Origin of the sequence: Burkholderia sp. AU31652 (assembly GCF_002223155.1) — a bacterium.
Taxonomy (GTDB): domain Bacteria; phylum Pseudomonadota; class Gammaproteobacteria; order Burkholderiales; family Burkholderiaceae; genus Burkholderia.
The window spans coordinates 960341-975475 of sequence record NZ_NKFG01000003.1; the positions used below are offsets into that span (position 1 = coordinate 960341).

Consider the following 15135-nt stretch of genomic DNA (forward strand, 5'->3'; position numbering starts at 1 on the left):
ACCACGGAGGATCGAACGCATGAGTGCTCCATTTGAGCTGACCGGCGACCTGATGGACCTGGCCAGCTATCCCGGCTGGTTGCGCGATGTGGTCGGCGCGACCGACGAGCTGAAGGCCCGCGTTCTCGCGCATCCGGTGTTCGCGGCGATGAGCGCCGGCACCTTGCGCGCGTCGCAGCTGCGCACGTTCTTCGTGACCGGCTGGGCGGTGGTCAGCCAGTTTCCGGAGTACATGGCGATGAACCTGGTGAAGACCGCCGCGTATCGGTCGCGCGGCGACGAGAAGGCGCGGCGCTACCTGATCCGCAACATCCGCGTCGAGCAGAATCACGTCGACCACTGGGCCAACTGGGCCGCCGAGTCCGGCGTGACGATCGACATGATGCTGGGCGGCGATGCGTCGCCGGACGGCTTCGCACTGAGCCACTGGTGCTGGCGCAGCGCCAGCGCCGACGCACTCGCGCCGAGCATCGCCGCGACCAACTATGCGATCGAAGGCGTGACGGGCGAATGGAGCGCGCTGCTGTGTGCGTCGTCGTACGAGACGCAGTTCGATCCGGCGGCGCGGCATCGCGCGATGCGCTGGCTCAAGTTGCATGCCGACTACGACGACCGGCATCCGTGGGAAGCGCTCGACATCGTCGCGACGCTGCTCGGCCGGTCGCCCGCCGCCCGCGACGTGCGCGACGTCGAGACGTCGATTCGCAAGAGCCTCGGCTATTTCGCGACGAGTCTCGATTGCTGCATGCAGGGGTAGGAGCCGGCACCGCGCGATCGCCGGCGCGCGAGCCGGCAGGATCGGCGCAACGTCGGCGTGTGTCGTCCAGGTTGTCGTGTCGAGCAATTTTTCATGGCCACCCAAGTTCTCGTCGTAGAGTCGAATCCGCGCACGCGCGACATGATCCGCGCGTTGCTGCGCAGTGCGCAGATCGATACGGCCGCGTTCGACGACGTGTCGATGTTGCCGACGCGCGTGGCGGCGGGGCCGCCGGCGCTGGTCGTGCTGCGCGTCGAGCAGCCGGCGACGCCCGCGTATGTGGCGCTCCGCGCGCTGCGCCGCGCGGGGTGCGACATCCCGGTGATCGTGCTCAGTCGCAGCGCGCAGACGCCCGACAAGGTCGTCGCGCTCGAGATCGGCGCGGACGACTACGTCGTCGAGCCGTTCGAGCCGATGGAGTTCATCGCGCGCGTGCGCTGCGCGATGCGCCGCCACGCGGCGACCCGTCCTCAACGGCCGCGCGCATCCGGCATTCCCGCGCCCTATGCATTCGGCGACATCGAGGTGGATTTCGCGAACCGGCGCGCGAGCCGCGCGGGGCGCGATCTCGGGTTGCGCGCGAGCGAGTTCACGCTGCTCGAGCTGTTCATCACGCAGCCGATGCGCGTGCTGTCGCGCACCGAGATCCTCGTGCTGCTCGGACTCAAGACGGCCGGGCGTTCCGAGCGCGGGCTCGACGTGCTGATCTTCCGCCTGCGCAACCTGATCGAGCAGGCCGTCGGCGACTATCGCTATATCCGCACCGTGCGCGGCAAGGGCTACATGTTCGTGCCGCTCGGCACGCTCGCCGACGACGGGCCGGCACCGCCGGACGCATGAGCGCCGCGGCCGGCTTTCACGATCCTTCCCGCCGGCCCGCTTGCAGCCGGATGACCGGGCAAGCGAGCATCCGGGCATTGTCGGTTTAGAACGACCGTGCTAAATTCCCGCCAGCACTAGCAGTCACCGACTCACAGATCCGGTGCCGGCAACCGGCGCCCACGACGCGCGCCGGCGGGCCGCCCGACAGGAGACAGACGTGATGGAGCTTGCATCGTTCGGGCGTGCGCGGATCGACCGCGGCGCGCAGCGTACCGGCCGCGCGCCGCGGGCGCCGGGCACGCGGAGGGCAGCACGATGAGCCTGTTGATGTCGCGGCGCGATCTCGCGTTCCTGCTGTATGACTGGCTCGACGCGCAAGCGCTCGTCGCGCTGCCGCGTTACGCCGAGCACAGTCGCGAGACGTTCGACGCAGTGCTCGACACCAGCGAGCGGATTGCCGAAGACCTGTTCGCGCCGCATGCGGCGCGCGGCGATCGCGAGGAGCCGCAGTTCGACGGCGAGCGCGTGACGCTGATCCCGGAAGTCGAACCGGCCGTGCGCGCCTTTGCGGATGCCGGGCTGATCGCCGCAGGCCACGACGAAGCGCTCGGCGGCATGCGCTTGCCGAAGCTGGTCGAGGCCGCGTCGTTCCTGTTCTTCCAGGCAGCGAACATCGCCACGTCCGCCTATCCGTTCCTGACCGCCGCCAACGCGAACCTGCTCGTCGCGCACGGCAGCCCCGCGCAGATCGACGCATTTGCGCGCCCCGAGCTGGAAGGGCGCTATCTCGGCACCATGTGCCTGTCCGAGCCGCAGGCCGGTTCGTCGCTGTCCGACATCGCGACGCGCGCGGATTTCGAAGGCGATTCGCCGCTCGGCCCGCGCTACCGGCTGACCGGCAACAAGATGTGGATCTCGGGCGGCGAACACGAACTGACGGAGAACATCGTCCACCTCGTGCTCGCGAAGATTCCCGACGAACACGGCCGGCTGCTGCCCGGCACGCGCGGCATCTCGCTGTTCATCGTGCCCAAGTACCTGCCGGGCGGCGACGGCGCGGCGCAGGGCGAGCACAACGACGTGGTGCTCGCGGGGCTGAACCACAAGATGGGTTACCGCGGCACCACCAACTGCCTGCTGAACTTCGGCGAAGGCACGCGCTACCGCCCGGAAGGGCGCGCAGGCGCGATCGGCTATCTGGTCGGCCAGCCGAACCACGGCCTCGCCTACATGTTTCACATGATGAACGAGGCGCGCATCGGTGTCGGCGCGGGCGCGGTGGCGCTCGGCTACACGGGTTACCTGCACGCGCTCGACTATGCGCGCAACCGGCCGCAAGGGCGCCCGCTCGGGCCGGCGGGCAAGGATGCCGCCGCGCCGCAGGCGCCGATCGTCGACCATCCGGACGTGCGGCGCATGCTGCTCGCGCAGAAGGCCTATGTCGAAGGCGGTCTCGCGCTGATCCTGTATTGCGCGAAACTGGTCGACGAAGCACGCGCGCACGACGATGCGGACGTGCGCGCTCAATCCACGCGCCTGCTCGACATCCTGACGCCGATCGCGAAAAGCTGGCCGTCGCAGTGGTGTCTCGCGGCGAACGACCTCGCGATCCAGGTGCACGGCGGCTATGGCTACACGCGCGACTATGCGGTCGAACGGCTCTATCGCGACAATCGTCTCAACCCGATCCACGAAGGCACGCACGGCATCCAGGCGCTCGACCTGCTGGGCCGCAAGGTCGCACAGGACGATGGCGCGTTGCTGCACGCACTCGATGCGCGGATCGGCGCGACTGTCGAACGCGCGCGGACGCTCGATGCCGACCTGCGCGAGCGGGCCGATGTGCTGGCGCGGCGGTGGGCGCGGCTGGTCGAGGTCACACGGCAACTCGGCGCGATCGGCGATCCGCAGGCGCGGCTCGCGAACGCGAGCGTCTATCTGGAAGCGTTCGGCCATCTTGTCGTGGCATGGCTGTGGCTCGACGTGACGCTCGCCGCGCACGGGCACGCCGACGATTTCCACGACGGCAAGCGTGCGGCGGCCCGCTATTTCTTCAACTGGGAATTGCCGAAAGTGGATGCGCAGCTCGATCTGCTCGCGAGCGTCGACACGACGACGCTCGACATGCGCGACGCGTGGTTCTGATCATTGCTTCACCGACATTCCGGTATGAAGACGATGTCGCGGATGCCGATTCCGTCGGCTGTTGCGGATTCGTCGTGAACCGGCCATGCGGGCGCGCCCCGCAGGATGACTCGATGCGCGGCGACGCCGCACAAGGAGAGAGACGAACATGAAAGCCCTGTTGTGTACCGCATTCGGCCCGATCGACAGCTTGCGCATCGAGGACGTGGCGATTCCCGAGCCGGCCGCGGGCCAGGTCCGGGTTCAGGTGAAGGCCGCGTCGCTCAATTTCCCCGACGCGCTGATTGTCCAGGGGCTGTACCAGGTGAAGCCGGCGCTGCCGTTTTCGCCGGGCGCGGAATTTGCCGGCGTGATCGACGCGGTGGGCGAGGGCGTGACCGCGTGGCAGCCGGGGGATGCGGTGGTCGCGTTCACCGGGCACGGCGGCTTTGCGCAGCAGTGCGTGGCCGACGTGCACCAGATTGCCGCGCTGCCGCCGGGCATGACATTCGAGCAGGGCGCGGCGCTCGTGCTGGCGTACGGCACGTCGCTGCACGCGTTGCAGCAGCGGGCGCGGCTGCAAGCAGGCGAGACATTGCTCGTGCTGGGCGCGGCGGGCGGCGTTGGCCTCGCCGCGATCGAGATCGCGAAGGCACTCGGCGCACGCGTGATCGCGGCGGCGTCGAGTGCGGACAAGCTGGCGCTGTGCCGCGAAGCGGGCGCCGACGAGACGATCGACTATGCGACCGAAGACCTGCGCCGCCGCGTGGACGAATTGACCGGCGGGCGCGGTGCGGACGTCGTCTACGATCCGGTGGGCGGTGCCTACAGCGAAGCGGCGTTGCGCGCGACCGCGTGGCGCGGCCGGTTCCTCGTGGTCGGCTTCGCGGCCGGCGAGATTCCGAAGCTCGCGCTGAACCTGGCGCTGCTCAAGGAGCGCGACATTCTGGGCGTGTTCTGGGGCGATGCGGTGCGCCGCGAACCGAAGCAGCATGTCGCGAACATGCGCCTGCTGGCCGAATGGTTCGCGGCCGGCAAGGTACGACCCGCGATCACCGAGCGTGTGTCGCTGGCCGGTGCGGCCGATGCGATCGCGCGGATGGCCAACCGGCAGGTGAAGGGCAAGGTGGTGATCCTGCCGGACGCATGACCGGCTTTCCGCGCGCGGCGTGCCGTGTTCCGGCACACGCCGCGCCGCTGCCGTTCGGCGCTCGTGCGCGTTACGCGATCTGCTGCAGAAGGGCCGCGACCCGCTGCCCGAGCGCACGATGCTGATCGGCCGCGAAGTGAACGCCATCCACCGGGCTCACCTCGATGATCGCGCCGGCATCGAGAAAGTGCGCACCGGCGTCGCTTGCCACCTGTTCGTACCGCTTCGCGAGCTGCCGCGACTTCGCTGCGCCGCCCGCGAAGATTTCGCCGAGGAAGCCGACTTCGATGATCGGCGCAGGTGCCATCAGCACGAGCGTCGGTGACGTACCGGACGGGCCGGCACCGCACGCGGCGATCTCGGCAAGCAGCACGCCGACCGACGTCGCGATGTCGGCCGGTGTGACCGAGAAGCGTGTCTTCAGATCGTTGGTCCCGAGCATCAGCACGACGACATCGACGGGCAAGTGACTTTCGACGCACGCGCGCAGATACGACAAACCGTTCTTGTGCCGGCCTTCGATCGGATCGTCATGCACGGTCGTGCGCGCGGGCAATCCTTCTTCGATGACCCGCCAGCTCGCGCCGAGCGTTTGCGCCAGCACGCCGGTCCAGCGTTCTTCGCGTGCGAACCGCTCCAGTACGCCGGCACGCGTCATCGGGCGTGTACCGTGTGTGTTCGAATCGCCGTAGCAGAGCACGGTTTTCTGCGTCATCGTCAGGTCCTCCGTCAGTCGTTCAGTCGTTCAGTCTTTCGGCAAGCGCAGCACGTCGAGCGCGTGCTGCGAGAATTCGACCCAGAACCGCTCGTTCGCGATGCCGGCTTGAAGGACCAGGTGCTGAAGGCGCTTCGTGCGCGAATCGGCGCTTTCCGAAAAGTCGCGAGCCTCGATCTGCAGATACAGGTCGAGCTTCTCCTGGTGCAGCGCGATGCGCCGCCTGATTTCGTCCTCGAGGCCGGCTGGGCCGAGCACCGCTTCCGCGCGCAGGCGCACCATCAACGCTTCGCGCAGCGGCGTCGGGTCTTCCGGTTCGGCGATCCAGCGGCGCAACTCCTTCTTGCCCGCCGGCAGGATCCGGTACGCGCGCTTGCGGCCGCGCCCCGATTCGGCCGGCAGCGATTCGATCCAGCCCGTTTCCTCGAGACGTCCCAGCTCGCGATAGATCTGCTGGTGCGTCGCCTGCCAGAAATAACCGATCGAGCGATCGAAACGGTCGGCGAGTTCGGAGCCCGAACCCGGGCGTTCGGCAAGCGCGGTGAGGAGTGCGTGGGGCAGGGACATGTCGGATCGGAGGAGGCCGCGGAATGAACCGCATCTTGCCATATCGGGGCCACAGTACAAGATGACGGATGCGTTTATGCAACGGGTTGCATAAACGAAAGCGGTCGACTACTATCTGTGCAACTTGTTGCATAAAAATTGGAGACACCCCATGACATCGCGTTATCCGCATCTGACGACCCCGCTCGAGCTCGGCTTCACGTCGCTCAGGAACCGCGTGCTGATGGGGTCGATGCACGTGGGCCTCGAGGAAGCGCCGAACGGCTTCGAGCGGATGGCGGCGTTCTATGCGGAGCGTGCGCGCGGCGAGGCCGGCCTGATCGTCACGGGCGGATTTGCGCCGAACGAGCGGGGCCGTCCGGCGCCCGGCGGCGCGATGCTGACGACCGAAGCAGAAGCGGAGCGTCATCGTGTCGTGACGCGCGCGGTGCATGCGGAGGGCGGCAAGATCGCGCTGCAGATCCTGCATTTCGGGCGCTACGCGTATCACCCGGCGCTCGCCGCGCCGAGCGCGCTGAAGGCGCCGATCAACCCGTTCACGCCGCATGCGCTGACGAGTGATGAAGTCGACGAGACGATCGCCGATTTCGTCCGATGTGCGGCCCTCGCGCAGCAGGCGGGCTACGACGGCGTCGAGATCATGGGATCCGAAGGCTATCTGATCAACGAATTCATCGCCGCGCGCACGAACCATCGCGACGACGCATGGGGCGGCGCGTACGAGAACCGCATCCGTTTCCCGGTCGAGATCGTGCGGCGCGTGCGCGAGCGGGTCGGCACGAACTTCATCATCATCTACCGGTTGTCGATGCTCGATCTCGTCGAAGGCGGCTCGACGCTCGACGAAGTGATCCGGCTCGCGCAGGCGATCGAAGCGGCCGGTGCCACGATCATCAATACGGGCATCGGCTGGCACGAGGCGCGCATTCCGACCATCGCGACGAAGGTGCCGCGCGCCGCGTACGCCTGGGTCACGCGGCAGTTGATGGGCAAGGTCGGCATCCCGCTCGTCGCGACCAACCGGATCAACACGCCGGAAGTCGCGGAGCAACTGCTGGCCGACGGCTATTGCGACATGGTGTCGATGGCGCGGCCGTTTCTCGCCGATGCCGAGTTCGTGCGCAAGGCACGGGAAGGGCGCGCGGACGAAATCAACACGTGCATCGGCTGCAACCAGGCCTGCCTCGACCACACGTTCAGCGGCCGGATCACGTCGTGCCTCGTGAATCCGCGTGCGTGCCATGAAACCGAGCTCGTGATTCGCCCCGCGCAGCAGCGCAAGCGGATCGCCGTGGTCGGCGCCGGGCCGGCGGGCCTCGGCTTCGCGGTCACCGCGGCCGAGCGCGGTCATGCGGTGACGCTGTACGAAGCCGGCGCCGAGATCGGCGGCCAGTTCAACATCGCGAAGAAGGTGCCCGGCAAGGAGGAGTTCAACGAGACGCTGCGCTATTTCCGTCGGCAGCTCGAACTGCGCGGCGTGACGCTCCACCTCAATACGCGCGCGACCGCCGAGCTGCTGCTGCAACACGAATTCGACGAAGTGGTGATCGCGACGGGCATCGTGCCGCGCACGCCGCCGATCGACGGTGTCGGGCACGCCAAGGCGCTCGGCTATCTCGACGTGCTGCGCGACGGCAAGGCGGTAGGACGCAGCGTTGCGATCGTCGGCGCCGGCGGGATCGGCTTCGACGTCGCGGAATATCTTGTGCATCGTGCGGGCGCCGGGCACGTCGACGCGGACCGCTTTTTCGCCGAGTGGGGTGTCGACCCGTCGTATGCGAACGCAGGCGGCTTGCGTCACGCGCACCCCGAGCCGGCAGCGCGGCAAATCCATCTGCTGCAGCGCAAGGCATCGAAAGTTGGCGACGGGCTCGGCAAGACCACCGGATGGATCCACCGCACGGCGCTGAAGGCGCGCGGGGTCGGGATGTCGTCGGCGGTGACCTACCGGCGTATCGACGACGAAGGATTCCACGTGACGATCGATGGCGTCGAGCAGACGCTGCCGGTGGACAACGTCGTGATCTGCGCGGGGCAGGAGCCGTTGCGCGAACTGGCGGAGCAACTGGAGGCCGCCGGGCGCAAGGTGCACGTGATCGGCGGCGCGTACGAAGCGGCCGAGCTCGACGCGAAGCGCGCGATTCACCAGGGCACGACGCTGGCCGCGACCCTTTGAGACCGATACGTTTCTTTTCCGCCCGACGATACAGGAGTTTTCGATGACGAACGCACCGCTGCATCTTCAACCCGCTGTCGCGCAATCGCTCGACACGTGGCACGCGATGGTCGAACGCAAGGATTTTGACGCACTGGAATCGATCGTCCATCCGGACGCCGTGTTCCGCTCACCGATGGCGTTCAAGCCGTACGGGCCGGCGCCCGCGTTATTGCTGGCGTTGCGCACGGTCATCACGATCCTCGAGGATTTCACCTATCACCGCCAGTTCGTCACCGACGACGGCGAGAGCGTGGTGCTGGAGTTCAGTGCGGCCATCGGCGACAAGGCGCTGAAGGGGATCGACATGATCCGCTTCGACGAAGAAGGGCGGATCGTCGAGTTCGAGGTCATGATCCGGCCGTTCAATGCGCTGCAGGCACTCGGTGCCGAAATGGGCGCGCGGCTCGCCCAGCAGTTGCCGTCGTTCAAGCTCGGCGGTTGAGCGGGGCGATTGCGGCGCAGTGGCCGCCGCGCGCTTAGCGCGCGAGTTGTGCCTGCGCGAGCCGCCCCAGGCAGCGGACGCCGTCCTCGATGTGTTCGTTCCACACGTGCCCCGCGCTCAGGCGCAGGCAATGGCGAAAGCGCCGGCTGGCCGAGAAGATGTCACCCGGCGCGAAGCAAATACCCTGTTCGAGCGCGGCATCGAACAGCGCGCGTGAATCGAATCGCTTCGGCAGTTCGAGCCAGAGCACGAAGCCGCCGGCCGGCCGGCTCACTTTCGTGCCAGGCGGAAAGCTGGCCTCGATCGTGCGCGTCATCCGCGCCAGGTTGTCCTCGAACACGCGCCGGACGCGGCGCAAATGCGCGTCGTATGCGCCGCTCCGCCAGGAAGTCGGCCAGCGCGAGCTGCAGCAACACGGGGCCCAGCATCGATGCGGCGACGAGGCCGGTCGGGCCGTAGCCGACGATCGCGTCGTCACAGTGTTCGATTCAGCGCGCGGTCGTACCGGGCAGGTTGCCGTCGAATGCGTCCTGCAGCAGCGCGCGCAGGCCGTCGCGTTCGATCGGGCGCGGGTTCCAGTACGGATTGGCGGCCGCGAGATCGGCGGCGCGATCGAGGTCGGCTTCCTGCATCCCGATCGCCTTCAGCGAGACCGGCGCGCCGTTGTCGAGCGCCAGGGCGTAAAGGCCGCGTGCGGCGTCGTTCGTGCCGATCGCGCGGGCGATCCGCTGCATTGCTTCCGGCGCGTGCGCGGCGTTGTACGCGAGCGCATGCGGCAGCACGACCGTGTGGGTCGGCGCGTGAGGCAGGTTGAAGCTGCCGCCGAGCGTGTGACAGAGCTTGTGGTGCAGCGCCATGCCGACGTTGCCGAGCACCATGCCGCACAGCCACGCGCCGTAGAGCGCGTCGCTGCGCGCGTCGAGATCGGCCGGGTCGCGCCGCACGCCGGGCAGGCCGCGCGCGAGTGCGCGAATGCCTTCTTCGGCCACGAGGCTCATCACCGGATTCGCGTTGTTCGCGTAGAGGCCTTCCGCCGCGTGCGCGATCGCATTGAGGCCGCTCGTCACCGACAGCCCGATGGGCAGCGTGACGGTGAGCGCGGGATCGTAGATCACCGTCTTCGGCAACACGCGAGCGTCGGAGCCCGTGCGCTTGACGCCGCCTTCGGTCAGGCCGTAGATCGGCGTCATCTCGCTGCCGGCGTACGTCGTCGGAATCGCGAGGATCGGCAGGCTGCTTTCGAGCGCGATCGCCTTGCCGAGGCCGATCGTCGAACCGCCGCCGATCGCGATCGCGCAGTCGGCATCGCGCGACCTGGCGAACGCCTGCGCGTCGCGGGCAATCTCGATCGGCACGTGCATCGTCGCGCGATCGTACAGCCCGGCCGCGCGCGCACCGAGCCGCTCGACGAGGCGTTGCGCGAGATCGCGCTGTTCCGGCGTGCAGAGCACGATCGCGCGTTGCGCGCCCAGTTCCAGCACTTCGCGTTCGAGATGCTCGAGGCTGCCTGCGCCGAAGATCACGCGGGCGGGGCGGGCCTGGTAGATGAAGTTCATGGCGTCGTTACTCCGTTGCGTAGTCGACCTGATGGCGCGAGATGCGCAGGCCCGTCAGTGCGTCGCGTACGCGTGCGTGTTCGGGATGCGTCGCGTATGCGTCGAGTGCTTCGCGCGATTCGAAATCGGCGACGAGAATCAGGTCGCACGCGTAGTCGGCCGCGCTGAAATCCGCGCCGACTTCGAGGTGCATCATGCCCGGAATCCGGCCGCGCAGGCTTTCGAAGGCGGTCTTGACGATGGTGCGTGCCACCGCGCGCTCGGGTTCGGTCGCGCCGGCGACGTTCCACATCACGACGTGGCGGATCATGCGGCGCGCTCCGCGGGATTGAGCACGAAGTCGTAATCGAGCGTGTAGAACGGCGTGTCCATGCGCGAGCCGTCCGGCGCGATGCCGGGCGCGTGCCGGATCCAGTCGGCGACGAGCGTCGACCGTACGCCGAACACCGCATCGGAGTCGAGATAGCGGTCGCCGTCGCGGAACACGTGCGTAATCAGCGTTTCGTAGCCGCGCGCCTCGATCATGAAGTGCAGGTGCGCGGGCCGCCACGGATGACGGCCGAGCGCGTCGAGCATCGCGCCGACGGGGCCGTCGTGCGGAATCGGATACGGCTCCGCGAGGATCGAGCGGAATGCGTAGCGGCCGTCGGTATCCGTGCGCAGCCGGCCGCGCGCGCGGTGCGTGACCGAGCCGTCGTCGGCCGGAAGCTGCACGTCGTAGTGCCCGTCCTCGTCGGCTTGCCAGACTTCCAGCGACGCGTGCGCGATCGGCAGGCCGTCGATGCCGCGCACGTGGCCCGACACGAAGCACGGCTCGCCGCAGGCGCCGTTCGCGATGTCGTCGAACATCCCGAAATCGCGGCTGCCTTCGACGTAGAACGGGCCGAACACGGTCGCCTCCGTGCAGCCGGCCGGCTTCGCGTGATTCTGCGCGGTGACGAGGGTCGACAGCCCGAGCACGTCGGACAGCAGGATGAACTCCTGGCGCTTGTCGTCGGTGATGTGGCCCACGGCCGTCAGGAAGCCGATCGCGGCTTGCCATTCGGCCTCGGTGAGCTTCGTCTCCCGTGCAAACGAGTGCAGGTGCTGGACGAGGCTGGTCATCACCGTGCGCAACCGCTCGTCGCGACAGCCGCCCAGCGACGCGATCACGGCCTGTGTGATGGTGTCTTCGTTGAGATTGCGCATAGGGGGTGTCTCCTGATGTCGTTGGATAGCGCGTTGACGTAACATTAATTCCTCCCGGGATCGTAAAAAAGAGGGTTTGGAGGAGTTTTGTTCTCCGCCAGGTGGAAGAATCGAACGCATGGACAAGTGGACGCAGATCGAATTTTTCGTGCAGGTCGCCGAGCTGGGCAGCCTGTCGAAGGCCGCCGAGCGGCTCGGGATGTCGAGCGCGGCGGCGAGCCGCTGCCTGAACGCGCTGGAGGAGCGGCTGGGGGCGCGGCTCGTCGAGCGCACCACGCGGCGCCTGTGGCTGACCGATGCCGGGCATGAATACCACCGGCGTTGTGTGGCAATCCTGATGGAACTGTCGGAGGCCGATGCGGCGGTCAACGAGGCGAGCGTCAACCCGGCCGGCACGCTGCGCGTGACCGCGTCGGTATCGTTCGCGTCGATCTATATCGCGCCCGCGTTGCCCGAGTTCCATCGGCGCTACCCGAACCTGAACGTGCAGATCGTCGCGGCGAACCGCTATCCGGATTTCATCGAGGCCGGCATCGACGTGGCGATCCGCACGCGCGAGCATGAAGCGGATTCGGGCATCACCGTGCGCAAGCTCGCCGAGACGCGGCGCGTGCTGGCCGCGTCGCCCGGGTATCTGGCGAAGCACGGCGCGCCGGCGACGCCCGATGCGCTGTGCGACCACCGGCTGCTGGTGTACAACCTCGCGAACGATCCGTACGTCCTGCATTTCCGCCACGGCGCGAAGAAGCAGTCGGTCACGATCAAGAGCGTGCTCGATGCTAACGAAGGGCAGGTGATCCGCGCGGCGGCGCTTGCCGGGCTCGGCATCCTGATCCAGCCGCTCTACATCATTCACGACGATATCGTCGCGGGGAAGCTGGTGCCGGTGCTCACCGACTGGCAACTGCCGGCGCTCACCGTCAACATCGCGTACCAGAGCCGCCGTCACCAGCCGGCGAAGATCCGCGTGTTCACCGAGTTCCTGATCGAGCGCTTCGAACGCCTCGGGCTCGCGCGCAAATGGAAGGAAGTCGGCCGTTGATCGCAGGACGGCGTCAAGGTCGCGTCGGACGGCTCGCGGGCAATCGGTCGCGATCGGCCCGCAGCTGCGTGTCATGTGGGGGCAGGCGTCGGGCGTGGTTGAAGTACCAGCACGAGTTCGCGGTGCGCAACCGGCCGCGGGGCGACAAGCTGTGGGTGCAGTTCAGTTTTCCGTTGTAGGCGCGGCGTACGGCCCCGGCCACGCACCCGGCCGGGACAACCTGACGAAATCCTGACGAATCAAGGTGATATATTGTATCATCTGAGGTTTGCGTCACCGACGGGCCGGGCTGCCGGGCACGGCCGCGTGCGACGCCACCCTCCGAAGATCGATACGACGTGACGAAAACCAGACACACCCCGGCGCGCGGGGAGCGGCACCACGCCGCGTCGCGCCGGAACGGCGACGCCTGGCGCGTTCGCGCGGCCCGCGGCTGCACGGCCCTGCTGGGCTGCGCGATGGCGAGCTCCGGCGCGTTGGCCGCCGAAGCGGCCGCACCCGCACCGGACGAACGGCATGCGCTGCCGGCGATCAACGTCAGCGCGCCATCCGCACCGGCCGACCCGCTGACGCAACCGCTCGAAACCGGCTCGCGGCTCGGGCTCGCGAGCCTCGACACGCCCGCGAGCGTCGAGACGGTCACGGCCGACACGATCGACGCGCGCGGCGATCGCACGGTGCTCGACGCGGTGACGCGCACCGCGGGGTTCTCCAGCGCGATGGCGCCCGGCACCGGCGGCACCGCATTGAGCGTGCGCGGCTTCAGCGGACAGGAATCGGTGATGACGCTGCTCGACGGCGTGCGGCTGATGCCGGCCGCCGGCACGATCACGTTCCCGTTCGATACGTGGTCGGTCGAGCGCATCGAGGTGCTGCGTGGCCCGGCGTCGGTGCTGTACGGCGAAGGGGCGATCGGCGGCGTCGTGAACGTGGTGCCGAAACGGCCGCAGCGCACGCGCGAGACGACGCTGCAGGTCGGGGTCGGCCTGGATGGTGCGAAGCGCGCCGCGTTCGATACGACGGGCGCGCTCGGCCCGAAGCTGTCGTATCGCTTCCATGCAAGCGATGCGCGCGCGAACGGTCTCGCCGAGCGGGCCGATACGCATACGACGGCCGTCGGCGGCGCGCTGAAGGTCGACGTGAGCCCGACGCTCACGCTGACGCTCGACTTCGACTATGGCCGCCAGATGCCGGCGGCCTACTATGGCGTGCCGGCGCCGAACGGCGTGCTCGATCCGTCGCTGCGCAAGCACAACTACAACGTCGCCGACGCGTCGATTTCCTATTACGACCAATGGACGCGCCTGTCGGCGACCTACCGGCCGACGGCCGGCGTGACGATCGACAACCAGCTCTACTACCTGACGTCGAATCGCCACTGGCGCAATGCCGAATCGTATGCGCTCGATGCCGCGACGGGGCGCGTCACGCGCGGCGACTATCTCGACATCGGCCACCACCAGCGGCAGATCGGCGATCGGCTGAGCGCACGCTTCGACGGCACGCTGTTCGGCCGCGCGAACCGCTTCGTCGTCGGCACGGAATTCAGCCAGATCACGTTCAGCGGCACCAACAATTCGCCGTACGGCGGCGAATCGATGGTGCCCGCGCACGGCTTCGACCCTGGCGTGTTCACGAGCCCCGACCCGACGGTGCCGCAGTTCAGCACGCGCGCGCGGCAGGCGGCGGTGTTCGCCGAGAACCGGCTCGAAGTGCTGCCGCGGCTCGCGTGGGTGAGCGGGCTGCGCTACGACCACATCGCGTTCAGCCGCGAGCAGGCAGCGACCGGCGCGGGCTTCGACAAGCGTTTCGCGAACGTCGGCTGGCGCACCGGCTTCGTGTTCGAGGTCGCGCCGACGCTCAGCGCATATGCGCAGTACACGACGGGCGCGGAGGGCCTCGGCTCGCTCGTGACGCTGTCCGCGTCGCAGGCGGGCTACCGGCTCGCGACCGGCGAGCAGTGGGAAGCCGGCGTCAAGCAGACGTTGCTCGACGGCCGCGCATACTGGACGTTCGCCGTGTACGACATCACGAAGCGCAACCTGCTCAGCACCGATCCGTTCAATCCCGCGCGGCGCCAGCAGGTCGGCCGGCAATCGTCGCGCGGCCTCGAGCTGACGGGCGGCGCGCGGCTGCCGCACGGCTGGACGGTCGATGCGAACGTCGCGCTGCTGCGCGCGCGCTATGACGCGTTCAACCAGAAGGTCGGCAGCGCGACGGTGTCGCACGCCGGCAATACGCCGGCCAACGTGCCGCGGCAGACGGCGAACCTGTGGCTCGGCTGGGCGTTTGCCGAGCGCTGGCAGGCGAACGCGGGCGTGCGCTACGTCGGCGCGACCTACGGCGACGACGCGAACCGCGTGCAGGTGCCGTCGTACACGGTGTTCGACGCGTCGCTGCGCTGGCAGCCGACGTCGCGCACCGAGCTGGCGCTGATCTTGCGCAACCTCGCGAACCGCACGTATGCGGTGACGACGTCGAACGCCGGCGAGCAATGGCTGCTCGGCCCGTCGCGCTCGGCGGAGCTCGTCGCGACGATGCGCTTCTGATGCGG

14 protein-coding genes are annotated in these 15135 nt (G+C 68.2%); 8 read left to right on the plus strand and 6 right to left on the minus strand.

Translation table 11 applies throughout. The features are described from left to right. Positions 1-19 precede the first annotated feature (19 nt). The 4 genes from CFB40_RS07135 to CFB40_RS07150 all read left to right on the plus strand — a co-directional run bounded on the left by CFB40_RS07135 (position 20) and on the right by CFB40_RS07150 (position 4853). Positions 20-757, plus strand: a complete 738-nt coding sequence (locus tag CFB40_RS07135) for a TenA family transcriptional regulator (protein ID WP_089425088.1) — start codon at positions 20-22, stop codon at positions 755-757. A 93-nt stretch (positions 758-850) separates the two neighbouring features. Beyond that, positions 851-1597 (plus strand): response regulator transcription factor, encoded by a 747-nt coding sequence (locus CFB40_RS07140; protein ID WP_089430911.1) that lies wholly within the window; start codon positions 851-853, stop codon positions 1595-1597. Positions 1598-1894: 297 nt separating this feature from the next. Further along, positions 1895-3724 carry an acyl-CoA dehydrogenase gene (locus tag CFB40_RS07145; RefSeq protein ID WP_089430912.1) on the plus strand — a complete coding sequence of 610 codons (1830 nt, stop codon included), beginning with the start codon at positions 1895-1897 and terminating at the stop codon, positions 3722-3724. 148 nt (positions 3725-3872) lie between these two features. Continuing rightward, positions 3873-4853: an NADPH:quinone oxidoreductase family protein gene (locus tag CFB40_RS07150; protein WP_089430913.1), complete on the plus strand. Its 981-nt coding sequence runs from the start codon at positions 3873-3875 to the stop codon at positions 4851-4853. A gap of 70 nt (positions 4854-4923) precedes the next feature. On the opposite strand, the gene CFB40_RS07155 is transcribed toward CFB40_RS07150, so the two are convergent. Together CFB40_RS07155 and CFB40_RS07160 are read right to left on the minus strand one after the other, a co-directional pair. After that, a complete protein-coding gene (locus CFB40_RS07155; protein WP_089430914.1) occupies positions 4924-5568 on the minus strand; it encodes an SGNH/GDSL hydrolase family protein in 645 nt (214 codons plus the stop codon). Between the two features lie 30 nt (positions 5569-5598). Further along, positions 5599-6135: a PadR family transcriptional regulator gene (locus tag CFB40_RS07160; RefSeq protein WP_174975641.1), complete on the minus strand. Its 537-nt coding sequence runs from the start codon at positions 6133-6135 to the stop codon at positions 5599-5601. Between the two features lie 151 nt (positions 6136-6286). Between CFB40_RS07160 and CFB40_RS07165 the strand changes: the two genes are divergently transcribed. Beyond that, a complete protein-coding gene (locus CFB40_RS07165; RefSeq protein ID WP_089430915.1) occupies positions 6287-8311 on the plus strand; it encodes an oxidoreductase in 2025 nt (674 codons plus the stop codon). A 43-nt stretch (positions 8312-8354) separates the two neighbouring features. After that, a complete protein-coding gene (locus tag CFB40_RS07170; RefSeq protein WP_089425095.1) occupies positions 8355-8795 on the plus strand; it encodes a nuclear transport factor 2 family protein in 441 nt (146 codons plus the stop codon). Between the two features lie 34 nt (positions 8796-8829). Here CFB40_RS07170 and CFB40_RS07175 read toward each other — a convergent pair whose 3' ends face one another. The 4 genes from CFB40_RS07175 to CFB40_RS07190 all read right to left on the minus strand — a co-directional run bounded on the left by CFB40_RS07175 (position 8830) and on the right by CFB40_RS07190 (position 11539). After that, positions 8830-9135: a hypothetical protein gene (locus CFB40_RS07175; protein ID WP_254600308.1), complete on the minus strand. Its 306-nt coding sequence runs from the start codon at positions 9133-9135 to the stop codon at positions 8830-8832. Positions 9136-9283: 148 nt separating this feature from the next. Beyond that, entirely contained in the window at positions 9284-10351 is a 1068-nt protein-coding gene (locus CFB40_RS07180; RefSeq protein WP_089430916.1) for a maleylacetate reductase, read from the minus strand. Between the two features lie 7 nt (positions 10352-10358). After that, complete coding sequence (locus CFB40_RS07185) at positions 10359-10661, minus strand: Dabb family protein (protein WP_089430917.1); 303 nt, start codon at positions 10659-10661, stop codon at positions 10359-10361. Beyond that, on the minus strand, positions 10658-11539 hold the full coding sequence (locus CFB40_RS07190) for an intradiol ring-cleavage dioxygenase (RefSeq protein ID WP_089425098.1): 882 nt from the start codon (positions 11537-11539) through the stop codon (positions 10658-10660). Before CFB40_RS07190 ends, CFB40_RS07185 begins: the two co-directional genes overlap by 4 nt. Before the next feature lie 118 nt (positions 11540-11657). Here CFB40_RS07190 and CFB40_RS07195 point away from each other — a divergent pair, with 118 nt between their 5' ends. Together CFB40_RS07195 and CFB40_RS07200 are read left to right on the plus strand one after the other, a co-directional pair. Continuing rightward, a complete protein-coding gene (locus CFB40_RS07195) occupies positions 11658-12581 on the plus strand; it encodes a LysR family transcriptional regulator (protein WP_089430918.1) in 924 nt (307 codons plus the stop codon). Between the two features lie 458 nt (positions 12582-13039). Then, entirely contained in the window at positions 13040-15130 is a 2091-nt protein-coding gene (locus CFB40_RS07200) for a TonB-dependent receptor (protein WP_089430919.1), read from the plus strand. Positions 15131-15135: the final 5 nt, after the last annotated feature.